General features: G+C 71.1%; 9 protein-coding genes (1 of these 9 cut by a window edge). 2 read left to right on the plus strand and 7 right to left on the minus strand.

Annotated features, from left to right (window positions below; genetic code table 11):
* The 3 genes from ACFFQA_RS31755 to ACFFQA_RS31765 all read right to left on the minus strand — a co-directional run.
* Nucleotides 1-14,642 carry the 5' end (the start) of a hypothetical protein gene (locus ACFFQA_RS31755; protein WP_377860329.1) on the minus strand. It extends 44,974 nt beyond the left edge of the window, so the window shows 14,642 of its 59,616 coding nt (coding positions 1-14,642); the start codon lies at nucleotides 14,640-14,642; the stop codon falls past the left edge of the window.
* Between the two features lie 72 nt (nucleotides 14,643-14,714).
* On the minus strand, nucleotides 14,715-15,050 hold the full coding sequence (locus ACFFQA_RS31760) for a hypothetical protein (protein ID WP_377860331.1): 336 nt from the start codon (nucleotides 15,048-15,050) through the stop codon (nucleotides 14,715-14,717).
* Entirely contained in the window at nucleotides 15,047-15,427 is a 381-nt protein-coding gene (locus tag ACFFQA_RS31765) for a YbaB/EbfC family nucleoid-associated protein (protein WP_377860333.1), read from the minus strand. The genes ACFFQA_RS31760 and ACFFQA_RS31765 overlap by 4 nt, the downstream gene beginning before the upstream one ends.
* A gap of 118 nt (nucleotides 15,428-15,545) precedes the next feature.
* Between ACFFQA_RS31765 and ACFFQA_RS31770 the strand changes: the two genes are divergently transcribed.
* The gene (locus ACFFQA_RS31770; protein ID WP_377860335.1) at nucleotides 15,546-16,820 is read left to right on the plus strand and encodes a S8 family serine peptidase; all 1,275 of its coding nucleotides are present in this window, start codon (nucleotides 15,546-15,548) and stop codon (nucleotides 16,818-16,820) included.
* A gap of 109 nt (nucleotides 16,821-16,929) precedes the next feature.
* On the opposite strand, the gene ACFFQA_RS31775 is transcribed toward ACFFQA_RS31770, so the two are convergent.
* The 4 genes from ACFFQA_RS31775 to eccD form a co-directional block, all read right to left on the minus strand.
* On the minus strand, nucleotides 16,930-17,220 hold the full coding sequence (locus tag ACFFQA_RS31775) for a WXG100 family type VII secretion target (protein ID WP_377860337.1): 291 nt from the start codon (nucleotides 17,218-17,220) through the stop codon (nucleotides 16,930-16,932).
* A gap of 69 nt (nucleotides 17,221-17,289) precedes the next feature.
* Nucleotides 17,290-17,643 (minus strand): WXG100 family type VII secretion target, encoded by a 354-nt coding sequence (locus ACFFQA_RS31780; RefSeq protein WP_377860339.1) that lies wholly within the window; start codon nucleotides 17,641-17,643, stop codon nucleotides 17,290-17,292.
* A 169-nt stretch (nucleotides 17,644-17,812) separates the two neighbouring features.
* On the minus strand, nucleotides 17,813-19,225 hold the full coding sequence (gene eccB, locus ACFFQA_RS31785) for a type VII secretion protein EccB (RefSeq protein WP_377860341.1): 1,413 nt from the start codon (nucleotides 19,223-19,225) through the stop codon (nucleotides 17,813-17,815).
* Between the two features lie 34 nt (nucleotides 19,226-19,259).
* Nucleotides 19,260-20,660, minus strand: coding sequence for a type VII secretion integral membrane protein EccD (gene eccD, locus ACFFQA_RS31790; protein WP_377860343.1), 1,401 nt, complete (start codon nucleotides 20,658-20,660; stop codon nucleotides 19,260-19,262).
* A gap of 205 nt (nucleotides 20,661-20,865) precedes the next feature.
* Between eccD and eccCa the strand changes: the two genes are divergently transcribed.
* The gene (gene eccCa / locus ACFFQA_RS31795) at nucleotides 20,866-24,849 is read left to right on the plus strand and encodes a type VII secretion protein EccCa (protein WP_377860345.1); all 3,984 of its coding nucleotides are present in this window, start codon (nucleotides 20,866-20,868) and stop codon (nucleotides 24,847-24,849) included.
* Nucleotides 24,850-24,926 lie beyond the last annotated feature (77 nt).

Genomic DNA, 24,926 nt, shown 5'->3' on the forward strand with positions numbered 1-24,926 from the left:
ACCCGGTCCGGAACCGCGTCGCCGTAGCGGCGCTCCACCGCGATCCGCAGCAGCTTGGCCGGGACCCGGGCCCGGCCCGCGTCGTCCGCTCCGTTCCATGCGAAATGAAGCATGGATTGGCGCATGAGCGGGTCCTGGACGTCGCCGATCACGCGCGCGGTGTCCATGCCCCGCGCCAGCGCGGTCACGATCGCGGCGGGCATGTCCTCCGGCCCGAAGAGCCGGAACAGCTCGCGCAGGTCCACGTCGACCCCGGGCTCGACGAGCCGGTTCTCGTCGATGAAGACGTCGAGCGCCGTCAGCGTCTCCCAGAACGCCTGCTCGGCAGCGGCGGCGGTGACCGGGTCGTCGGAGGCGGACTGCTGGAGCAGCGTCTCGCCGCTGCTCAGCGCCGCCAGGTACTCGCTGTTGGCCGGGTGGATCTCCTGGCGAACCACCGCCTCGTAGTTGAGCGAGTCCACGATCTCGTTCATCCGGGCGGTCCGCGCCTCGGCGGGGATCGCCTCGTAGACCGCGCGCTCGGCCGTGTGCGCGGCGACCTCACGGTCCTGGAGCTCGGTCGTGCTCAACCCGGTCGGCTGCCCCTGCAACCAGTGCGTCACCTCGTGCACCACGGCACCGGCCAGCTCGGCGACGGTGGTGACGCCGGGCGTCACCCGGACCGACACCTTCCCGTCCTCCCAGTTCAGAACGGCCCGCGCGTCACCATCGGTGAGCACTGTCATCGTCTCGACGATCTCGCGGATCTCGTCGGCGATGTCCTCCCTGGCGTAGCCGTTGGCGGTACCCGCCGCGTCGGCGATCGCGTCAACAGCCAGCAGCGCGACCCGTTCGATCTCCGCGCTCACGGCGTCCAGGTCCGTCACCACGGTCTTGGCCTGGGTGGTCAGGACCGGGTCGAGCAGGTCGCGCAGTGCCCGCACCGCGTCCTCGACGCCGGTGGAGTCCTCGCCGCTCCTGCTGAACTGCCGGTACTCGATCAGCACTCGCTGCGCGGCGGTGAACGTCTGGAAGTTCTTCAGCTCGCCGTCCAGCGTCGCCCCGCGCACGGCCGAGTCGTAGGCGGCCTCGAAATGCTGGGTCAGCCCCGGGACGAGGTGCTCAAGGCCCGCCCGAGTGAAGGCGATCCGGATACCGGTGACGATCGCCCGGACGTCGTTCTCGCTGGACATGCCCAGGGGAACCCCCGAGCCGTCCAGGGACAGGGCCAGCGCCTCGAAGTCGAGGAGCGAGAACCGCTCGTTGCCCTCCTCGTCGCTGAAGAAGAGGAAGTTGTCGACGGTGGTGTGCGCCTCGCCGGGCGCGGCGGCGTGCACGGCGGAGACCCACGCGGCGGGCAGGAACTCGGTCAGCAGCCCGCGCTCCTCCAGCGCCGTGACCAGGTCCCTGTCCACCAGGTCGGAACGGCCGTCGGCCTCGGCCATGGCGTTCGCGACGCGGATGATCTCGGTGGCGGGCGTCAGCCAGTGCGCCCCTGCCGGACCGTCCTCGCCCGCTCGGTGCCGGGTCCGCAGGTGCAGCTCCGCGAACGCCTTGGCGACCAGCGTCAGCATCCGCTCGGCCCGCGCGGTCTCCCGCGGCAGCTGGTCTTCTGGCGCCTCCGCGACCCGCTGCGCGAGCTGGCCCATGGTCTCGCCGGGCATCAATGTGGTCAGCGAGACGCCGAGCACCAGGTTGGGCCCGTGCACCACGCCGAGCGCGAGGTACTCCGGCATCTCGAAGTGGTCGTAACCGTGTTTCTCGACGGCGTGCTCGGCCACCCGCTGGTCCGACCAGAAGCGGTACGCCAGGTCCTCGATGGACTGGTGCACGCTGAGCACGTGTTCCGCTTCGCCGTCGACGACGACCTTGAAGAACCGTTCCCCGGCGAGGAGCTCCAGCGTGACGTCGGCCTCGTCGCGTCCCAGCTGCTCGGCCGCGAACAGCCGCAGGCGCTCCCGGTGCTCTGCTCCGGGGCTGCCCGGCTCGTCGGCCCCCACGAGAGCGGCCTGGTACTCGCTGAACGCCGCCATCCGGGTGTCGATGTGCGGGACCGTGGTGCCCTCGCGGGTCCCCTGGACCACGGGCAGCGCGTCGATGAACGCGTTCAGCGCCTCGGTGGAGACACGCACCCGCTGCCCGGTCGGGCCCACGAGGACGCTGTCGACGAGTCCACGCAGCTGCGCCATCGCGGGTGTCATCGAGTCGCCGTCCGCGCTTGCCCGCAGCGACCGGACCACCTCGCCCGCCCGCCCGAACAGGCCCCTCAACCGGCCGGGGCCCCGCCGGGAGTGCTGGACCGAGCTGTCGCCCTCGGACAGTCCCGCCAGGTACGGGCTGTCCGCCGGGTGGACGGCCGTCCGCACGACGTCCTCGGTCAGCCCCGGCGTCCACGTCGCGACCCTGGCCAGCTCCTCGGTCAGCACCGATGCGGGCAGCGTCCGGTACAGCGCGAGCTCGGCCAGGTGCGCCTCGACCTCCCGCTGCTGCAGGAGCTCCACCGTGCGTCCGGTCGGATCCCCTTGCAGCACATGGGTGACCTCGTGCACGACGCGTCCGGCCAGCTCGGCGACGGTGACGCCGTCCTCGACCCGCACGCTGACCCGGCCATCACCGGTCGACCAGTCCACGTGGGCGCGGACCTGGTCGTCTCCGTCGGAGAGCACGGTCATGGTCCGCACGGCGTCCGCGACGGCCTGGTGGACCTCGTCCACGGTGCGGCCGGTGAGATCGGCGATCTCCTGGGCAACCGAGTCGGCGACCTGGCCGATCAGCGCCCTGGACGGCTCGTCGAGCGCGGTGACCACCGAACCGGCGGCCGCGGTCGTCGCGGCGTCCAGCCGGGCCAGCCCCATCAGCTCGCGCACCGCGTGCACGCGTTCGGCGAGCACCTCGGGAGAACCGCCGTCGGCGAGGCCGCGGTAGGCGGTCAGCACGTCCTGCGCGGCCTTGAAGACCTGGAAGCCGTGCAGTTCGCCGTCCAGCGCCGTCCCGCGGATGGCCGATTCGTACGCGCTCAGGAAGTGCTCGGTCATGCCCGGAACGAGTTCGGGCAGGCCGAGGTCATCGTCCAGCGTGTAGTAGATGTCGTTGGCGAAGGACTGGACGTCCTCTTGAGTCCGCCGCGCCTCGCCGGTCGGGTTGTAGTCGCTGTCCAGCGACCTCGGCAGCCCCTCCAGGTCGAGCATGGTGAGGCGTTCCTCGCCGGTCACCTCGTCCCGGAAGTACAGGATGTTCTCGCCGTGGGCGTGGTCGTGCACCGCGGCGACCCAGCCGTCCGGCAGGGACACCTGGCTCTGAGCCGTCGGCGCCAGCCGAGAAGCCAGGTCACCGGGGACCAGCTCGGGCCGGCCGTCGGCCACAGCCATGGCGTGGGCGTTGCGGAGGAACGCGGTGGCCGTCTCCAACCAGTAGGCCCCGGCAGGACCGTCATCGCGCGCGGTGTCCCTGGTGCGCAGGTGCAGCTCCGCGAACGCCTTCGCTGCCTTCGTCAGCAGGCGTTCCATCCGTTCGACGTGCTGCTGTCGTTCACCGGGCGGCGCGTCGGCGATCCGCCTCGCGACCTCCGTCATGGTCTCGCCGGGCTCAGGAGTGGACAGCGAGACCGGAAGTGCGACGCCATCGGAGAAGATGACGCCCGCGCCGAGGAACGTCGGCGTGTGGAACTCGGTGAAGTCCTCGGCGTTGAGCCGTTCGTCGGCCCAGAGGCGGGCCGCGAGCTCCTCCAGGGTGCGGTGGACACCGATGACCGCGACCGGTTCGCCGTTGCCGTCGACCACCCGGAAGTACTGGCCCCTGCTCAGCTGGACCAGCTCCGCGTCGGGGAGCCCCAGCTGCTCGGCCGCGAACAGCCGCAGGTTCTCGACGTGCGCGTCGCGCTCCGGGCCATCGGCGACGAGCTCGTCGGCGAACGCGACGAACGTGCTGCGCCGCTCCATGAAGTCCAGGTCGGGGTTCAGGGAGCTCGGGTCGCCCTGGACGACCGGAAGCGCGGCGAGGAACGCGCGCAGATCCGCCGGCTCGAACCTGACGGACCTCCCGGCCGGGGTGTTCCGCGCGGCGTCCCGGACGAGCTCCCGGAGCGGGGCCGTGCGGATCTCGCCGCGGACCACGCTCTCGTAGTCCGGCGAGGTGACGATCTCGGTCATCCTCGCGGTCCGCGCCTCTTCCGGCAGGAGGCGGTAGAGATCAGCCTCTGCCAGGTGCGCGGCGACCTGGAGCTCCTGCGCCTCGGTCGTGCTCCGCCCGGCGGGCGGTCCCTGCAACCAGTGCGTGGCCTGATGCACGACCTGCCCGGCGAGCTCGGCGACCGTGGCGCCGGGGTCCAGCCGCACCGACGCACCGCCGGTCTGCCAATCCAGCGCCGATCGCGCGCCGTCGCCCGCGACCGTCATGGTCCGCGCGATGTACTGGATCGCGTCCCTGGCGTCGGCCGGAGAGGTCCCGGTGCGACGCGCGACGGTCTCCGCGGCCAGCTCCGCGACCGTCTCGATGCTTCTCCTGATCCCCGGGGCGTCCAGCTCCGTCACCGCGGTACTGGCCGCGGCTGCGGTCCTGGGGTCCACGGCCCCGGTGTTCGCGGTGTTGTCAGGAGCGGCGCTCGCCGTCGGGATGAGGCCCTCCTGCCAGGCGCTCTCGCCGACGAGGTCGACGACGAGCACCCGCCTGCCGTCGGGGCCGGTCATGACGTGCACGTCGCGCACGACCATCGCTTCGGGCGCGAGCACCACCTCGTCGAGCTCGGTCCAGCTCTCCAGCGGCATCCAGCGCCTGGTGGTGATGCGCTGCACGACGGCGACCGAGGTGTCGTCACCGTCGAGCGCGTAGTCGACGGTCCAAGACGGGTCGTACGCGGCGTAGGCGAAGCCGGGGGTGAGCCCGGGGGCGCTGAGCACCGTGCCCGGCGAGAGGTAGGACCGCACGAGGGCGCTGAGATCGTCGTCGAGGCCCTCCGTGGCGGAGGGGTCGATCTCCTGCACCTGGAAGCCCTTGTCCATCTTCCTGCCGGAGAAGAAGACGACGGGCTCGTCGGAGACGAACGGCGTCTGGAAGATCCTTTCGACGTGCCCGATCAGCTCGTCGAGGGCGGCGTCGCGCACCGGTGGCTGATTGTCGTGCGCGGCCAGGTAGGCGCGGTAGAAGTTGACCTCGTAGTTCCGTTCGCGGAACGTCTCGACCCACGCGCGGTCGGCCTCGCTGAGGCCCTCGATCCACGCGCGTTCGGCTTCGGTCCTGCCCGGCAGCGTGGGGAGCTGCCCGGAGTCGCTGTCGTGGATGCTCGCCAGCTGCGGCAGCTCCATCCGCACACCGGACTCGCCGCTCGCGTGACCGATGATGCTCGCAACGGAGCTGCGGTGCTGGCGGATGTTCAGCGTCGAGGTCCGCAGGTACGCGTCGTCGCCGACCGCCTGCCACAGCGTGGAGTCCGTGCCGCCGTTGGCGGCCACCGCGCTGCGGTAGTCCGCGTACGACGCGTCGGAGTGGAAGTGCCGGAAGAGGAAGTAGCCGATCGCGTCGGTCTCGGTCGTCGTGGCATGCTGCGCCACCGAGCGCAGCACGTCCGGGTGCAGCAACGGCAGGGGCTCGCGGCCGTCGACGACAAACATCCCTGCGAGCGGCTGCCCGTCCAGTGCGACAGCGCGTTCGCGGGTGATCTCGTTGAACGCCGTGACGTGGTCGCTGGCCACCCGAACCAGCCGGGCTCCGCGGTCGGCGAGCGCCTGGTCGTCCGGCCGCGCGGCGAACTCGCGCGCGGTCTCCTCCAGCTGGCCCGCGAGGCTTTCCAGCCGGTCGAGGATCGCGTTCAGCTCCGCGCCCCGGTGGAACGAGGGCTGAGCGCTCGCGGTCTCGATCTCGGCACGCAGGTCGGCGACCTGACCGCGCAACCGCCGGGGCACCAGGGCCGCGTCCATCGTGGACCCGGTGTTAGCCGTGCCACTTTGCCGCGAGCTTTCGTCCTGTTGGACGAACGTTTGCGCTTCTTCGGGGCCCTGTCCGCGGTGCGAGTGCTGCTGGGTGCTCTCGCCACTGGCCAGCGCCGCGAGGTACGGGCTGTCCGCCGGGTGCACGTTCTCCCGCACCACGTCGGCGGTCTGCTCCGGGGTCCAGGTGGCCACGGCCGCCAGTTCCGGGGCCAGCACCGTGGCGGGAAGCAGCCGGTAGAGCTGCCCCTCAACCTGGTGTGCGGCCACCTCGAACTGCCGCAGTTCGGAGATGGGCCGCCCGTTCGGCGCACCCTGGAGCACGTGCGTGGCCTCGTGCAGGACGCGACCGGCCAGCTCGGCGACGGTGACCCCGTCCTCGACCCGCACGGCGACCCGGCCCTCGCCGTCCGCCCAGTCCACCAGGGACCGGACCCCGGCCTCGGAGTCCTCCAGCACCGTCATCGTCTGCGTGACGGTGCGGATGGCCTCGATCGCCTCCGCCACGTCCCTGCCCGTGACCCGTGCCATCTCGGCCGCGGCGTGCAGCGCCACCTCGGTGATCGCGTCCCGGGCCGGGGCGTCCAGCTCGGTGACCGTGGTGCCCGCGTTGGCGGCGAAGTCGCTGGCCCCAACGGCGGCGTCGTCGTTCCAGACGCTCTCGCCGACGAGGTCGACGACGACCGTGGGGCGACCGTCCTCATCGAAGACGATGCGCGTGTCCTGGACGACGTAGGTCTCCGGGACCAGGGCGACCTCGTTCAGGGTGCCCTCGTCGTCGAGCCGCAGGAAGCGCTTGGTCATGATCCGTTGCACGACCTGCACACCGTTGGCGTGTCCGCGTTCGGCGTAGTTCTGTGCGAGGCCCCGATCTTCCGAGGCGTAGACCGTCGTAGGGATCACGACCGTCGACCCGCGCCGGAAGTACCCGGCGGCCAGCGCACCCGAATCCTGCCGCAAGTGGTCCGACGGGCCGTCGCCGTCTTGCAGTCGCGGCAGCCGGTCCAAGGACAACCCGCGGTAGAAGACCACCGGTTCGTCGGAGACGTACGGTCGCTCGGCCAGCGCGTCGAAGCGCTCCAGCAGGGAGTCCATCCGGGGGTCGCGGGCCGGGGGACTGCCGTCCCAGTTCGCCACGTACGCGCGGTAGCTGTTCAGCCGGTCCAGGATCCGGTGCAGGTGCAGGGCGTCGCCGGTGTTGCGCCTGTTGAGCTCGGCGACGAGGTCGCGGGCTTCCTGGGGCAGGGAGTTCCACCACTCCAGCGAGCCGTCGCCGTCGATAGCCTCGCCGGTCCGCCGTCGGTCCCGGAACTCCTCGGCGAGCCGGTCGAACTCGGACTCGCTCGGCGTCAGCTCACCCATCGCCAGCGGCGAGCCCGCCACTTCCGCGCTGTGTGCCCGCGCGCGTCCGACCAGGGTGACCACGGAGTTGCGGTGGCCGACCGCGTCCGCCAGACCGAGGCGGACGAAAGCGTCCTCGCCGACCAGATCCCAGAGCGAGGTGCTGGACTGGTCGCTCGCCAGGACCGCGTTGCGGTAGTCGCCGTACCAGCTGGCCCGGTGGAAGTAGCTGTACAGCAGGTAGCCCATCGCATCGACCTGGACCAGGTCGGACTCGTTCACCGCGGGCATGTGCTGCCGCAGGACCTCGGGGTGCAACGGTGACCTGAGCTGCTGACTGGCCTCGTGCAGCCGACCACCGAGCGGCACGCCGTCCATCGGGATCGTCCGGTTCATGGCGATCTCGTGCACCGCGCTGACCGCGTCGTCGAGCAGCGCGAGCAGACGGTTGCTACCCCGGTCGCGGCGGCCGCTGTCCGGGCTCTGCTCGGCGTCCCGGGCGGCCAGCTCCAGCCGTCCGGTCAGCTCCTCGACCCGGTCCAGCGCCCAGGTCAGGGCCTCGGCCTCGGGCAGGGGAGAGCGAGCGTTCTCCTCGGCGATGAGCGTGCGCAGCGTGGTGACCTGAGTGATCACCTCGCCCAGCGGGCCGCGGAAGCTGTCGGGCAGTTCCGGGGCCGGAGCCTGCTGCGTCTCGGTGTCCTGCCCGGTGGTCTCGGTGTCCTGTCCGGAAGTCTCGGCGTTCCGCACGGTGGCGTCGGGGGTCAGCGCGGGGCCGCCGACGAGCAGCAGGTCCAGCTGGAGCGCGCCGTCGACCTCGCGGGTCCCGATGACCTCGAACTCCGAGTTGGTGGGCAGCAACGCCTCCCGCTCGGCGGGCGAGCTGGACAGGTCGCCCAGGTAGATCACCTTCGCGCCGCCCGGCACGTAGACGGTGGCCTCGAAGTTCCGCTGCCCCGCGCGTCCGGACTCGACGGAGGTCGAGGTCGGCGCGAAGTTGGTGAAGCGCCTGCCGACGAGGTGCTCCGGGCTGCCGAAGTCCCCGACCAGCTGGTTGAGGTCCTCGAAGCCCCAGTGCAGCATCACCGGCGCGGTCGTGGGATCGACCTTGCCGAGTGCGCTGGCCACTCCGTTGAGGATCGCCGCGTCGCCGTCGGCCAACCCCGGCAGACGGTCCTCGGCCAAGCCGAGCCGGTCGACGTAGTCCTGGTACTCACCGGTGGAGAGCAGCTCCTCACCGGTGACCGGGGCCGAGCGCTCGTCAGGGGCGCGGCCTTCCATGACCTGCCGCACGGCGCGGTTGCGGACCTGGTAGCCGATCCCCGTGGAGTCCCGCAGCGCGGCGGTCTCGTCCTCGGTGATCCCGTTCGGGCGTTCACCGGTCCGCCAGTCCGAGGCGTCGGGCATCCGGGTGACCGCGTCGTCGCCGTCGACCGCTTCCGCCGTGATCAGGTCGCGCAGCTCGTCCGGATCCAGGACCTCGTCCGGATCCACGGTGGTCTCGTCCTCGTCGCCGCCGTCCGCGCTGCCGGCCTCGTCGAAGACGCTGGGGTCGTCGTTGGCCGGTGCGTCGGGGACGACAACGGGACCGTCGACGAGCACGATGTGCAGCTGGAGCTTGCCCTGCCGCTCCTGCACCCGGACGATCTCGAACGTCGCGTCCCCGCCGATCAGCGTGTCCCCGGCGAACTCGGCGCCGCGCATGCCGTCACCGAGGTGCAGCGCCCGCGTGCCGGTCGGCAGGTAGAGGACGACCTCGTGGTCCCACACCCTGGAGTGGTGCTCCTGGGTGGAGGCGGTGATCGGTGCCAGGTGGCTGAAGCGGTGTCCCACCAGCCCCTCGGTCCTGCCGACCACGGAGGCGAGGTTGTCGAAGCCCCAGTGCAGCCGCACCGGCGCGGTGGTCGGGTCGGCCTTGTTCAGCGTCTTCGTGACGCGGTTGAGGATCTTGGCGTCGGCGCGCGCCTGCTTCAGCATCTGCCGGTCCAGCTCGAACGAGGCGGTGTTCCACCACCGCCTCTTGACCGCCGGGTCCAGGTGCTCGTGGTAGACCCTGGTGTCCCGCAGCTCGAACGCCCTGACCGGCTGGCCGAGGATCTTCTGCTGGATCTTCTCCTTGGCGCTCTGCCACGAGGCGATGCGGTAGCGCTGATGCCGCATGGCGCGGTACGCCTCGGTGCGGGTCTGGTTGCCGCCGTCGGTGTGCGCCGTCAGCGCGCGGATGTCGGCGTCGCTGACCCCGTGCGGGCGCTCGCCGGTCCGCCAGGCTGCCGCGTCGGTCATCCGGCCGACCGCGTCCGCGCCGCTGACCGCGTCCGCGGCCCAGTCGTGCTCGTTCGCCCGCACGAACGCCGAGCGGATGACCGGGATCTCCGGTGCCTGGATGGTCTCGGCGTCGCGCGGGGTGATCAGCCCGTCCCGCGCCCCGTCCCGCCGCTGCTCCAGCGCCGCCCGGACCTCGTCCAGCCGCGTGCTCCGCTCCTCGTCGCTGAGCTGCTGCTCCTCCTGGGTCTCCCGGTCCGGCTGACCGTCCTGCTCCGACCGGCTCTCCGGGTGGAGCACCTCCCACATCTGGTTGAGCGCCTGGTCCAGCCGCTGCTGGGTGGCGGCGTCGGTGTTCTCGTCGGCCATCCGCCGGGCGATGACGTCCACCCTGGTGAGGGCGTTGGTGTAGGTGCGGACGTCGGCGGCCTGCGGCGTGACGAGCCGCAGCTGGAGCCGCTGCCCGGTGGCGACGTCGCGAACCTGCACCACGACACCGGGCTCGCCGTTGGCCCAGCCGTTGACGATCGGACCGTCCACCCGGAAACCCAACCGGTGCAGGTTCTCCAGGAAGGTGCGGCCGTGCTCGGCGTGGTTGGTCTCCGGCAGCTGCACCATGTCGGTCGGCGTGGTGTCGCCTTCTCGCCCCATGTCGGGCAGGAGCACCGCGTCCTCGGTGGTCTGCCGCATGGCGAGGTTGACGGCCATCCTCGCCCGCATGTGCGGGTTCATCCGAGGGTTGGCCGGCCTCGCGGCGTCGCGCTGGGGAGGGTTGTCCCGCCAGTCGCCGTTGGCGATCTCGTCGGCGAGGTTGTCGGGTTCGGAGACCGCTTCGAGGATCTCGCGCCGCTGCTTGGCGAGCGCGTCCCGCAGCGCCGTGTCGTCGTCAGCGGTCTGGGCGAGCTGCTGGTCGAGCAGGGCCATGTGCTGCCGGGCGACGAGCGACTCGGGCGTCTCCAGCCGCAGCACGACGGTGTCACCGCCGGGCGTCCGCCAGGTGGTGACCAGACCCGGCTCGCCGTCCGCCCAGCCGTTGGCGACCCCGGTGAGCTCGTAGCCCTGGCCCTCCAGCCCCAGGACGACCTGCTGGGCGTCCAGCAGGGCCTCGGTGTCGGACAACAGCACGGAGTACCGGGCGGGGTCGCCGGGGGCGGCGGGGTCGGAGAGGACCCGCGTTCCGGGAACCGCGGACTCGACAGCGGAGAGGATCGGCTGCGCCCGCTCGGACAGGCGCATCGCCGCGTGCCCGTCGGTGCCGTGGACCTGGGCGATGTCCGCCCCGCCCTGCAGGAGCTGGCGCATCAGCACCCGGGCCATCATCTTCTGCTGTGCCGTGCCGCTGGGGCTCAGTGCCGAGACGGTCATCGCCGCGACGGAGTCCTGCACCATCCGCCCGCCGACGACGCTCCACGTCGGCGCCTTGATCCGGGTGGTGCCCGCGGGCAGGTCGTTGACCGCCCCGATGACGACGTCGAGGGTGGCGCCGTTCGGGTAGTGCAGCCGCATGACCCGGTCGCCGACCAGCTCCACCTCGATCCCCAGGCGGCGGGCCACGTTGGGCAGCGCCTTCTCGAGCTCGGCCTCGAACTCCTGGTGGTACGCGGCGTCCTCGCCGACGTAGACCCGCTTCTCGACCGGTTCCTGCTGCTGGGCCGCGAGGAGGTCGTCGGCGTTGTAGCCGCTGCGGGCCTGCGGCGCTGCGCCTTCTGGGGTGTTCCCGGGGACCGAGTCGTGCAGCTCCCGGAGACCGGCTTCGACCAGCTCCCGCATCCGGTCGGCCGACTCGGTCACGGGCAGGGTGAGGGTCGCGGTGGTCTGCTGGGCGACGGTCCCGTCGGCCCGCCCGACCCAGTCGCCCGCGTCGACGACGACCCGGTCCGGCGCAGCCGTGGGGTCGAGCACGATGTTGACGGCGACGCGCGTGTCGGTGGAGTAGTGGACGAGCAGGGTGTCCAGCCGCGGGTCCAGCTCCGGCTGGAGGAACAGCGCCCCCATCGCGGTCAACGTCGGCGTCGAGGCCTCCGCGTTGCCGGTGATCGCGACCGGCACCGGTCGCCCGTCCAGCACCAGAACACCGTCCGCGGCCGTGGTCCGCAGGTGGGTGATCTCGTCGGAAAGCAGCTGCAAGGAGCGGTCGACCGCGTCCGCGCCGCTCGTGTCGGTGTCACCGTCGGCAGCGGTGGTGTCGGCGTCATCGCCGTCGGTGGCACTCGTGTCGGAGCCGGTCTCCTCGACGGTGACGCTGCGCGGCACGGTGTGCCAGGTCTGGCCGGGCGTGGCGACGCTGCTGTCCGCCGGGGTGGCGCGGCCGTTGCTCGGGCCGATGCTGCCGACCTGCACCACCGGGCTGTCGGCCCACAGGTGGTCCAGTGCCGCGTTCATCTGCTCCCGGGCGTGCGCGACCATCTCGTCCACACCGGAGGCGACGGTGGTGGAGATGTGGAGCTCCGCGGGGCTGGTCTGCACCCAGCCCTCCGGCGTGAGGGTGAACTCGCCGGGAACGACGTGGTAGGCGCCGGGCGGAAGGGCGTCGTCGTACTTGAGGGCCGTCTCCACGATGGTGCCGTCCGGGGAGACGGCGGTGATGGTGGTGGGGACCCGGTCCCCGTTGCCGTTCTCGGCGAAGTTGACGGTGACCTGGCCGTTGCTCTGCAGGTCCTCCAGCACGATGGACGCGGCGATCGTGGAGTGGTCGGCCGAGACGGCCGAGTGGTCCTCGCCCTCCATCATCTCCTTGAGGGAGTCGGACGGCTCCAGCGTGTGCGGCGGCGACTGCCGGGTGTCGCCGACCTGAGCGGAACGGCGCTCCCCGCTCTCGCCCCGGTCACCCTGCCGGTTGCCGTCGGTGTCCTCGCCCTCCGACCGCGACCCGCTGTCGGAGTCGGTGTCCCCCTCGGTGCGGGAGGTGTCCCCGGAATCGTCGGTCTTGTCGCCGTCCGAGTCGTCGGTCCTGGTGTCGCCGTCGGTGTTCGAGTCACCTTGGCTGTTCGTGTCGCCGTCGGAGTTCGTGTCGCCGTCGGTGTTGGAGTCGCCTCGGTTGTTGGAGTCACCACGGCTGGAGTTGTCGCCGTCGGTGTTGTCCTCGCCCCGGCCGTTGGAGTCACCCCGGCTGTTCGTGTCGCCACGGTCGGAGGTGTCGCGGTCGGCGTTCGTGTCGGTGTTGGTGTCGCTGGTGGTGGTGTCCCGGTCGGTCCGGCCCTCTCCGGACTGCTGGCCGGTGTGCGGCTGGCTGGTCTGGGGCTGGCCCTCGCCCCGGTTCGGGCTCGGCGTCCGCGTCTCGGTCCGCGTCTCCGTCCTCTGTGGACGGTCGCCGGAGTCGTTGCCCCGCGAGGGTTCCCCGCCCCGCTGCGGCTGCGCCTGACTGGGGTCCCCGCCCGCGGGGACGTTCTGCCGCTCGCCGTTGTCCGGCGTGGCGGGCTGGTTGTTCCCACCGCCGTCGTCGCCACCGGCCGGAGTGCCGCCGCGCTGCGACGCGGTGTTCCCGGGGCCGCCGCTGCCCGGACCACCGCCCGCGCCGGTCTGCTGCGGGGCCTGGGTCGGGGTCGGGGCCTGAGTCGGAGTGGGGGTGTGGATGGTCGGCGTGAACAGGTCGGGCATGGAGACCGATCCCAGGTTCCGCCACGTCAGCCGCATGTCGTCCAGGGCCATCCGGACCTGGCCCATGTCCCGTTCACCGATCAGCTGTTCCCAGGTACCGCCGAGGGCGCCGCCGACTCCGGCCTGCCAGATGTCCTCGGCCTTGAGCTCCTCGCTGGGGTTGGCGCCGTGGCCGGCGCGCTGCGCCAGCACCTCCGGCGGCGTCGGCGTGAGGGCCTGGGTCAGGTAGTGCGAGCCGTACAGACCGAGCACACCACCGACCGCGCCCATGGTCAGGAAGCCCATCGAGCGGGTCGCCATGCCGAGCGGGGCGCCACCCAGCGCCGCACCCACGAAGGAGGCCAGCGTCGAAACCGGGTTGTACTGGTAGCGGCCGTCGGTGCGCATGACGGTCACGGCCTGCGCGGCCACGTCCGTGCCCACGCCGTACATCAGCGCCGAGCGCAGGCCGTATCCCTTGATCCGCTGGAGGACCAGGCCGCCCTTGGTCATCCCGTTGGCGACCGCCTTCTCGGCGGCGCGGGACAACAGCGCGCGCATCTCCGGGTTCACCACAGCGGCCCGGGTCACCGTGCGCCCGGCGAACCGGGCGCCCAGCTGCTGCGCCAGCTCGCGGTTCACCGCGCGCGATGCCAGCTGCCGCGCCAGCTGCCTGCGCGCGGTCTGTGAGGCACCCGCCTCCAGGGCTTCCCTGAGCAACTGGTGCCTGAGCTGGTGCTGGACCTGCGTGGCGGCCATCCGCCCGGCGATGGCGGACGGCCCGACCTTGCTCGCGATCCAGGCAGGGGTCGCCCGGGCGATCCGGGGCACCGTCTTCGTGACGACGTGCGGGACGCCCTTCGTGACGACCCTGGGCACGGTGTGCGTGACGAAGCGCGGCACAGAACCCAGCGCCGCCTTGGCCGCGCCCCTCACCATCACCGGCCGGATCGCGCCGGCCTTCGCGGCGATCCGGCTGATGGCCTCCATCAGCTCGGTGGCCAGCTTCTTCGCGGCGAGCGTGCGGGCCACGATCATCGGGGGGATGGTGGCCAGCGAGCCGCCGAAGGAGAACGCGGCCATGATCAGCGGCCGCAGCACCTCGAACGCCAGCAGGATCAGGTTGGCCTGGTACATGCTCTTCATGAGCACGACCTGCTGGTTGAACTGGTTGACGCCCAGCCCGACCTGGAGCTGGGCGTTGGACAGCTGCAGCAGCGACTGCTGGAACTCCACCAGCTTCTGCTTGAGGGCGAACGGCGTCTGGCCGCCCTCGACCTGGAGGTCGATGTTCTCGGCGAGCCGGGCCAGTTCCTTGCCGAAGTCGATGGTCCGGTTGGACTCGTCGAAGTAGAACTGCACGAGCTGCGCGGACTTCTCGGCATCGGCCTTCGGGTACTCACCCAGCAGACCGTTGACCGCCATGGTCATGTCGATCGGCGGCACCCAGATACCGACACTCGATGCCCAGTTCTGGAACTCGTGGATGAACTCGTCCACGCTCCCGGCAAAGTCCTGCATCGCATAGGCGAATGCGTCGAAGGCATTGTCCCACGCGTTCCCCACCAGGCCACCCCAACACTCGACATGAAAAAGTTAGGACCGGACACAGGGCGTGTCGAGGCCGTTACGGCATGGTTAGACGTCGACGGACTTGTGTCGCTGCTCGTTGTCGTCCTCGCCGCCGCGCATTGTGCCGACCCATTCTACGATGGACTCGCCCAGCTGGGCCGCACTCCCCCCGAGCTGGCCCGAAGCTTCAGCGATTTCTTTGGCCGTGCCCACCTTGTAATTGGCGAGGAACTGTTTGCCGTACTTGTCGTCGCCGAAGGTGCGGGGGTCGTTGTCCAGCTCGTCGCCGTCCGTTGCCCGCTTCTTGGACTCTTCTTGGTGGTCCTGGCCCATCGCGATGGTGTTCTGGCCGAGCGCCTCGATCGCTCCCAGGCCGGTGTTGAAACGAAGGTAGTTGTTCATTTCTTCTCCTTGCGCTCGGCATACACCTCGGCGTCACTGCGGAACATGTCGGCCATCGGATTCTCGAATGTCTCTCCGCCTGCGATGGCCCGCAGCTCGTCCAGCTCCGGAGGAAACTGCTCGTTCATGATGTCCTGGGCCTGCTGCGTGGCGTCCCGCACCGCCTCGCCGGAGGCCTTCAGGATTTTTGCCTGCAGCTCTGCCGAGTCCGGCCGCCGGAACACCCTGGGGTCGATTTCCAGGTCGACCAGCTGGCCTCGCGGGCCGACGACCACCTTGACCATCCGGTCCTCCGACCACGCGGTGCCGGTGATCTCCATCATGCGCTGCTGCGTCTGGGGAATGGACGCCGTCGTCTTTTCCAGCTGCTCCAGCATGCTTTGCAAGAAGTTCTCACCAGGGGCTGAATAATCCATGCCGCCCTCCCCAAAGAGCACACTGTCGTCGTCGGTCGCCGGGTTGGCTCCCCCCGGCGATTATCCTATTATCCCCGCCGTGAACGCGAAGCGTATCGGCCGGATGCTTCTTGCCGCCGCCGTTTTTTCCGCCGGCCTGGTGCTCCCCGCGCCGCACGCGCTTGCCCAGCAGCAGTGCGTCAGCGGTGGCTCCGACCAGCGGTCGGTGCCCTGGCCCCAGCGCGCGCTGGACCCGGCTCGTGCCTGGCCGATGAGCACGGGTGCCAACCAGCGGGTCGCGGTGGTTGGCACTGGAATTGGGGACAACCCGCTGCTCTCCGGTCGCGTCGCGGACTCGACGACCCTCGCCCAGTCGAACGGCCGCACCAGCAGCGGCCAGCCGGACTGCCTCGGCATCGGTACCGGCGTCGCGGGCATCATCGCCGCGGCCGCCACGAACGGGGTGGGCTTCCACGGGGTCGCCCCCGGCGCCACGCTGCTGTCGGCGAAGGTCGTCGCCGACTCCTACGTCTCCGGCGGACCGCCGCAGGCCGTCGAGCCCGAGCTGCTGGCAGGCGCCATCGACTGGGCGGTCGGCAAGAACGCCACGGTGATCACGGTCGCCGAGGTGGCGAGAGAGGACAGCGCCGCGCTGCGGCAGGCGGTGCAGCGCGCCATCGCCAAGGGCGTCGTCGTGGTCGCCGCCGCCGGTGAGCCGGTGAACGGCAACAATCCCTATGCGGGCAAACCGACCTTCCCGGGCGGACTGGACGGTGTGCTCACCGTCGGAGCCATCGACCCGGCCGGCCAGGTCACGCCCCCGGCCACCTCGGTCGACATCGTCGCCCCGGGAGTCGGTGTGATGACCACCTTCCCGGGCAGCGGGCTCGGTCTGGCCTCCGGGAGCGCCTTCGCCGCGGGATACGTCGCGGGGGCCGCTGCCCTGGTGCGTTCCTACTGGCCGAACCTGTCCAACACGGAGGTCGTCAAACGATTGCGAGCGACCGCCACCCCGGCCAACGAGGGGGTCGACAGCCGCAGCTACGGGGACGGTGTCGTCAACCCGTACCAAGCGGTGATCGACCAGGTCGTCGCTGGTCGTCCCGCCGAGCTGCCGCCGTTCCGGCAGCAGGAGATCAGCCCCGAGGAGAAGGCCAGGCTGGCCGCTGAGGACAACGCCAACGCGTGGGCCTACGGTGCCGCGGGCATCGGCGTCGGGCTCGCCGCACTGGTGATCGCGCTGGCGATCTTCGGGCCGAGGGGACGACGGCGCCGCTGGCGCAGCGGCCTCGCGCCCGACCCCGTCGAGCACCCCGAGGACGAGCTGCCCCAGCCGCCCGCCGAGCTCTTCGGCGGGCGCGCCGGGAACAGCTGAGGTCTTCGTCCGCACGGTTGCTCGTTCCTTGAGTTCCGGTGGCGGCGGGGCCAGGGGAAACGGTGGTGGAGATGGAGCGAGCCACCCGTGTCGGGTGGGGCGTGCCCCGTCAGTGAAAGAGGCCGGTGAGGGACTGGTCCAGGGCCTGCATGTCCTGGCTGCCCAGCTGGGTCTGGTGGCCGAACTTCTGCTGGGCGTTGCCCATGCCGTCAGCCATCCTGTTCCACTCCTGCTGGGCTTCGCCGAACGCCTGGCTGGCGGCACCCTTCCAGTCGTCGCCGCAGATCCGCATGGCTTCGCGCATCAGGGCGGCGAACGCCTCCTTCAAGGCCTCCGCGTGGGTCTTCGTGTTGGCGCCGAGGGTCTCGACCTCGCCGAACCTGTAGCCGATCGGTTGCATGGTTGTTCCACCTTCGAGTCTGGTCTGCGCTGAAAGAAGGACGAGAGTTCGGGGTGAACCCGGGGAGGGTCAGCCGCCCATGCGCTGGGCGAAGGTGTTCCCCATCAGTTGGCCGTCTTCGCCGGTGTTGAGCCCCTCGAAGATGCGCTTCTGCTCGTCGGAGAAGTCCAGCACCCGGTTCTTGCTCTGGGTGACGCCGTTGAGCAGCTTGGTCAGGATCTCCTGGATCTTCTGCCACTCGTCGCTGAAGTCGTCCTGCTTGCTCAGTGCGGCCATCGCCGCCGGGCCGGTCCAGGCGCCACCCACGTTGTCGATGTAGCTCGACCGAATCTTGTTCATGATCTCCAAGGAGTCGTTGCCGCACTGCTCGATGGCCTTCTCGAGCTGGTTCATCTGGTCTGGCGTGAGCTTGGATTCCGACATGGGCTGGTCACCTTTTCGATCTTGGTTTCAGCAACGCCTTCACGTTCTGTGACGCGCCCGCGCGGCGCGCGGTTCCCATGAACCTAGACAAGCTTAACCGCAGGTTGAAGGCTTGACTCTTCGTCGATAATAGAAAAATTATTCGGATCGGAGCCGGGTCGCGGCCGGGTCATCCCACCGAGTGGACCGAGCTGGCCGCGGCCGGGTCGAGCGTCGGACCCGCCGGGATGCGCTGCACGAGCGCCGCGGGCATCGACACCGCCTTGTCCGGGGTGTAGCCGAGCTTGACCAGCACCTCGACCGAGGGCACCGGGTACCGCATGCCCAGGTCGGTGACGATGTTCAGCGCGCCTGCCTCGGCCTTGTCCGAGCCCATCGCCCGCACGACCACCACACCGCCCGGCGGCACCAGCACCCGGTCGGCGAGCTTGGTGCCGCCCGTGGTCTGCGCCCGGGTCACCAGGCTGGTGGCCAGCGCGGTCGCGGAGCCGCCGAGCGAGACCACCGCCGCGGTCTTGGCGTCGGTCGCCTTAGAGCACACCGGGGCCCTGCCACCGTCGCCGACCTGCGCCAGCGTCGGCGGCTGCGCGGGCTGGGCGGCCTCGCCCGCCGCAGGGGCCAGCGCGTTGCTCGTGGGGGCGGCGTTCGCGGCGGCCGCGGAGATCTCCACCGGCTGCACCGAGTACTGGCCGCGCAGGACCCGCACCTGGAAGTCGGTGATCGGGGCCAGGCCGTCGCCGCGCACCAGGTAGTTCTGCACGCCGTTGCCGACCGGGTGGAAGACGATGTCGCCGATCTTGCGCCCGGAGAGCACGGTCGAGCTCTGGCCCTGGTTGTCCACGGAGATCGGTCCGATGTCCTGGCCGGCGGGCAGCCCGTTCAGCCAGGCCGTTCCCACCGGCTCGATCGCGGTCTGCACGCCGAAGACCGAGCGCAGCAGCTGGTCGGGGGAGCTGCCGGTGATCCGGTAGCGGTGGTCCCGCCACACCAGGTGCACGCTCTTGTCCGACTCGTCGCGCACCAGCAGGCCGCGCTCCCCGAGCGGGGTGCTGCCGGGCACCTCGGCGCCCACCATCAGCGTGGTGGTCGGGGCCAGGCCGCCGACCCCGTTGTCGCCGAGCACCGAGCACATCGTCCACGGCTTGGTGATCGCCTCGCTCGCCGCGGGCAGGGACATCGGCGCCCCCGGGATGCCCACGGTGGCCCCGCCGCGCGGCATCCCGGCGAGGTCGGCGCCGGAGACGCGGAACGGCCCCGCGTGACCCGCGCTGAGCAGCCGGGCCGAGGTGTAGTTCAGCGTCGGCTGCAGGCTGCTGCCCTGGTAGAGGAACGTGGCGCCGGTGTCCCTCTCGATGATCACCGCCCCCGGCTGCTTCCACGAGGTGCCGCCGATCCCGGTGAAGATGCCGTAGATCCCGTAGCCCGCCGCGATCAGCACGGCGATCATCACGCCCGCGAACACCGATCCGACGCCGCGGCGCAGCGGGGTCTGCTCCGGGTCGGTCTCGCGCAGCATCACCGCGGAGATCACCCGCTGCATCATGAACTGGTACGCCTGGAGCTGGTCGCGTCGGGTAGCCACGCTCGTCCTTCGCTGGGTGGGGTCGGCCGGGCCGTCAGCCGACCGAGGCCATCAGTCCTTGCACGTAGAAGAAGAAGCCGGTGATGTAACCGGTGTAGGGGATCAGCGCGATCAGCGCGACCACGTCGAGGATGTCGGCGAACCGGCCGAGCCACGGCGAGGGCGCCTTGCGGCTGTAGACCAGCGCGCAGAGCGCGACCAGCCCGGCGACGGCGACGACGCCGAGCAGCAGCAGCGCCCGGGACAGCGTGGTGTCCACGACAGCGACCCAGGCCCCGGCCAGCATCAGCCCCACCAGCACCCCGGACAGCAGCAGCGGCAGCCGCTGGCGGGGGATCGGGAACAGCCGGGCGCGCAGCGTCAGCGCGAGCACCACCAGGACGGCCATGGTGATCCGGGAGGCCCCACCCTCGGAGATGAGGAACACCGAGGCCAGCGCGCTGGTCACCCCGACGCCGAGCAGCAGGCCGGAGAGCACCTCGTCGGTGCGGCCCACCGCGGCCACCACCACCGGCGACGCCGGCTGCTTGTCGTCCTTGAGCAGGTCGGCGGCCCGCTGCGGCAGCTCCGGCAGCGGCAGCCTGCCCAGCCGCAGCGCCAGCATCGGGTAGCCCGGCAGCAGGCCGATGCCCACGGCGAGCACCACGGAGGCGGCCCCCGCCGGGCTCATCGAGCCCGCGAGCAGCGCGCCGAGCGAACCGAGCACCCCGCCCAGGATGGCCGCGACGAACACCCGCCCGGCGACGGCGATGGACACGTAGCCGACCACGCCGAAGACCAGCAGCGAGATCGTGCCGAGCAGCAGCTGCGACGAGCCGAAGCCGGTCAGCGGCAGGTGGGCGGGGGCGGTGAGCTGGTACCCGCCGACGAAGGCGTAGGGCAGCGAGCTCCCGGCGAAGGCCACCCCGGCCCACGCGTCCGGGACGGCGCGGGCGATGGTCACGCCGATCGCCATCAGCACGGCCGCGCCGGAGAGCATGACGATGCCGGGCACCAGCCACGGCGGCTGGAACAGCAGGCCGCCGAGCGCGCCCGCGAGCAGGAGCGCCACGGTCAGCGCCAGCCCGCAGCGGCGGGTCGCGGTGTTGCCCCAGCTGCGGCCGTAGCGGCGGGAGCCGCTGGCGATCGCCTCGACGAGGTCGTCGTAGGAGATCTCCGGCCATTCCGCCTGGCCGGGGCCGAGGTGCAGGATCTCGCCGTCGCGCACCTCCTGCGTCGCCAGCGTGCGCTGACCGTCCAGTGCGTCCCCGGTCGGCCTGCGGAGCACCCAGCCCCCGTGCCGCTCGCCCTCGTCAGCCGCGTCCTCGCCCGCGTGCCGCAGGAGGTAGGGGAGCAGCTCGGCGACGGTGACGTCTTCGGGCAGCGCGACGTCTATCGTCCGCTTCGGTGTCACGACCGTTACCTTGGCCAGCGTGGCACCCCTAACGGGCATCATGACGCGCACCTCCCACAAATGGACCCGGCATACCCGGCACAATGGCACCGCGGACGACCCCGCGAAGCCCAATGGCACCCCGAAGGACACCGCGAATCGCGGGGGCGGGCAGCACGATTAAGCACCGGGGTAGTTTGCCCCATCAATAGGTCGGCCGTTTCAGCACCAGGATCAGCACCAGGATTTTCGGGAGAAGGTTCAGGTTTTGGCAACGATCATCGTCAGGCGTCCGGAGCGCCGCGCGGCGCCCGAGCTGCCCTCGGGCGAGGTGGTTCTGGAGTCTCCACCGGAGAACCCGCCTCCCGGTAGCAAGAACTGGGGCCGCGCCATGATGATCCTGCCGATGCTCGCGGGCACGGCGGGCATGGCCCTGCTGATCGGCGCCGGCGGCAACCGCGGTCCGCTGATGTACGTCGCCGGTGGCCTGTACGGCACGGCGGCACTCGGCATGGTGCTCTACCAGATCCTCAGCCAGCAGGGGCAGGGCGCGAGCAAGCAGGAGATGGCGCAGAACCGCCGCTCCTACATGCGCAAGCTCAGCAAGCAGCGCGCCCAGGTGCGCGACACCATCGAGCGCCAGCGGCAGGCGATGTTCTACCGCCACCCGAACCCCGACCGGCTCTGGTCCACCGTGCAGAGCGCCCGGCTCTGGGAGCGCAGACCGGTCGACTGGGACTTCTCCGTCGTGCGGATCGGGCTCGGCCACCAGGCGCTGGCCACCCCCCTGGTGCCGCCGGAGACCAAGCCGGTCGACGAGCTCGAACCGCTGTCGGCGATGGCGCTGAGCAAGTTCGTCAGCCGCTACTCCACCGTGCCCGACCTGCCGATCGCGGTGGCGCTGCGAGGCTTCTCCCGGATCTACGTCACCGGCGCCGACGAGGACAAGCGCGCCTTCGCCAGGGCCGTCGTCGCCCAGCTGAGCGCCTTCCACGCGCCCGGCGACATCCTCATCGCCTTCTGCGTCCGCCCCGAGGACCGGCCGCTGTGGGAGTGGGCGAAGTGGCTGCCGCACTCCCTGCACGCCAGCAAGCTCGACGCGGTCGGCCAGATCCGGCTGGTCGCCTCCGCGGTCACCGCGCTGGAGGCGATGCTCGACGACGTGCTGGCCAACCGGCCCCGGTTCAACCCGGGCGCGGCGCCGATGGAGGGCTCGGCGCAGCTGGTGGTCTTCATCGACGGCGGCAACACCCTGAGCTCCGAGCACCTGATGATCGAGGGCGGTGTCGAGGGGGTGACGGTGTTCAACCTCTCCGACACCCCGCCCAGGGTGCTCGACTCGACCACCCTGGTGCTCACCATCGCCGAGGACGGCACCATGGGCAGCCGGACCATGGACGGCGAGGCCGCCATCGGAACGGCTGACGCGCTGTCGGCCGAGGAGATGCTCGGCCTGGCGCGCGGGCTGGCGCCGCTGCGGCTGTCGGCGCTGTCCACCGGCGACCAGCCGCTGTCCAGCTCGCTGGAGCTGACCGAGCTGCTCGGCCTCGGCGACCCGTTCGCCATCGACCCCACCCAGACCTGGACCACCCGCTCGAACCGGGACCGGCTGCGGGTGCCGATCGGCCTCACCGCCGACGGCAGGCCGATGGAGCTCGACCTCAAGGAGTCCGCCCAGGACGGCATGGGCCCGCACGGCCTGCTGGTCGGCGCCACCGGTTCCGGCAAGTCCGAGCTGCTGCGGACCCTGGTGCTCGCGCTCGCGGTCACCCACGACCCGGAGATCCTCAACTTCGTGCTCACCGACTTCAAGGGTGGCGCGACCTTCACCAAGCTGGACCGGCTGCCGCACACCAGCGCGGTGATCACCAACCTTGAGGACGAGCTGCACCTGGTCGACCGCATGCTCGACGCGATCCAGGGCGAGCTGCTGCGCAGGCAGGAGCTGCTGCGCAAGGCGGGCAACTACGCCAACCAGCGCGACTACGAGAAGGCGCGCACCGCGGGCGCCCCGCTTGACCCGCTGCCCGCGCTGCTGGTGATCGTCGACGAGTTCTCCGAGCTGCTCACCGCGCGGCCGGACTTCATCGACATGTTCGTCCAGATCGGCCGGGTCGGCCGGTCGCTGGGCGTGCACCTGCTGCTGGCCTCGCAGCGCCTGGAGGAGGGCAGGCTGCGCGGCCTGGACTCGCACCTGTCCTACCGCATCGGTCTGCGGACGTTCTCCGCCATGGAGAGCCGCGCGGTGCTGGGCGTGCCCGACGCGCACCAGCTGCCAAGGGCGCCCGGCAACGGTCTGCTGCGCACCGGCACCGAGGACCTGGCCCGCTTCCGCGCCGCCTACGTCTCCGGGGTGCACCACAAGGGCGGCCAGAAGCTCGTCGACGACGAGGGCCGCGAGATCGACCCGGTCCAGGACTACTCCACCCGCTACCTGCAGCCCCGCCTCGCCGAGAAGCCCGCCGAGGTGAAGAAGCCGGAGCCCGCCGAGGACGCGCTCGGCGAGACCCTGCTGGACGTGCTGGTGGACCGGATGGCGGGCAAGGGACGGCCCGCGCACCAGGTCTGGCTGCCCCCGCTGGACGAGCCGCCGACGCTGGACCAGCTGGTCGGCCCGCTGGTCGTCGACCCGGACCGCGGCCTGACCAGCCAGGACGAGGGCGTGCGCGGGGCGCTGCGGGCCGTCGCGGGCATCATCGACCGCCCGGCCGACCAGCGGCGCGACCCGTACTGGCTGGAGCTCACGGGTGCGGGCGGCCACATCGCCGTCGCGGGCGCGTCGCACAGCGGCAAGAGCACCGTGCTGCGCTCGATCGTCGCCAGCCTCGCGCTCACCCACACCCCGCGTGAGGTCCAGTTCCTCTGCCTGGACTTCGGCGGTGGCGGCATGACCGCGCTGCGCAACCTCGCGCACGTCAGCGCGGTCGCGACGCGGCGGGACGGGAACGTGGTCCGCCGGTCCATCGCCGAGGCGCAGAACCTGCTCGCCGAGCGGGAGCAGCGCTTCGCCGAGCTGGGCATCGACGGCATGGCCACCTACCGGCAGATGCTGCGCGCCGGGCGCTTCCCCGAGGACCGCTTCGGCGACCTGTTCCTGGTGATCGACGGCTGGACGACCATCCGCACCGAGTTCGAGAACCAGGAGCCCGCGCTGGCGGAGCTGGTCAACCGCGGTCTCGCCTTCGGGGTGCACCTGGTCATCGCGTGCAACCGCTGGATGGACCTGCGGATGAACCTGCGCGACATGTTCGGCACCAAGATCGAGCTGCGCCTGGGTGACTCGATCGACTCGGTCGTCGGCCGCAGGCAGGCCGCCGCCGTGCCGGAGCAGACCCCGGGCCGCGGCCTGGCTCCGGACGGCATGCACTTCCTGGGCGCGGTGCCGCGCATCGACGGCAAGGAGACCGCAGAGGACCTGGCGTCGGGCATGGCGAACCTGGTGGAGACGGTCAACGCCGCGTGGCGCGGCGAGCGGGCGCCCGCCGTCCGCCTGCTGCCCTCCGACCTGCCCTACTCCTCGCTGCCGCTCGCCGAGACCGTCGGCAAGCGGGGGATCCCGATCGGCATCGCCGAGAGCGACCTCCAGCCGGTCTACCTGGACTTCGAGGCCGAACCGCACCTGGTGCTCTTCGGCGACGTGGAGTGCGGCAAGAGCTCGTTCCTGCGGGCGCTGGCCACGGGCATCATGGGGCGCTACAACCCGTCGCAGGCCCAGATCGCCCTGGTCGACTTCCGCAGGAGCCTGCTCGGGCTGGTGCCGGAGGAGTACCTGATCGCCAACACCTCCAACCAGGGCGCGGTCCAGGAGCTGGTGAAGCTCACCATCGACGTGATGACCAAGCGGCTGCCGAAGGCCGACGTCACCCCCGAGCAGCTGCGCAAGCGGAACTGGTGGAGCGGCCCTGAGCTGTTCATCCTGGTCGACGACTTCGACCTGGTGGCGCCGAGCTCGCACCAGAACCCGCTGGCCCCGCTGCTGGAGTTCCTCACCCAGGGCCGTGACATCGGGCTGCACATCGTGGTGACCCGCCGCTCCGGTGGAGCCTCGCGGGCGATGTACGACCCGGTCATCGCGCGGATCAGGGACCTGGCCTCGCCGGGCATCATGATGTCCGGCCGCCCCGACGAGGGCGCGTTGCTCGGCAACATCCGGCCCCAGCCGCTCCCGCCCGGCCGCGGCTGGCTCGCCAACCGGAACGGCAACCAGCTGATCCAGCTCGGCCACCTGCCCGCGGTGGATCAGGAAGGCTGATCCAGGAGCATGCTCAAGCAAGTATTTTGAAGTCGTGGGTCAGCATTGGTCCCCGTCCGGCTGGAACCACCGGCACA

It is taken from the genome of Allokutzneria oryzae, from assembly GCF_042429765.1.
GTDB lineage: Bacteria > Actinomycetota > Actinomycetes > Mycobacteriales > Pseudonocardiaceae > Allokutzneria > Allokutzneria oryzae.

Bases quoted from the DNA above. Each gene is read 5' to 3' on its own strand.
- ACFFQA_RS31760 (WP_377860331.1), bottom strand. From the start codon at position 15,050: ATGAACAACTACCTTCGTTTCAACACCGGCCTGGGAGCGATCGAGGCG.
- ACFFQA_RS31765 (WP_377860333.1), bottom strand. From the start codon at position 15,427: ATGCTGGAGCAGCTGGAAAAGACGACGGCGTCCATTCCCCAGACGCAG.
- ACFFQA_RS31775 (WP_377860337.1), bottom strand. From the start codon at position 17,220: ATGCAACCGATCGGCTACAGGTTCGGCGAGGTCGAGACCCTCGGCGCC.
- ACFFQA_RS31780 (WP_377860339.1), bottom strand. From the start codon at position 17,643: ATGTCGGAATCCAAGCTCACGCCAGACCAGATGAACCAGCTCGAGAAG.
- eccD (WP_377860343.1), bottom strand. From the start codon at position 20,660: ATGATGCCCGTTAGGGGTGCCACGCTGGCCAAGGTAACGGTCGTGACA.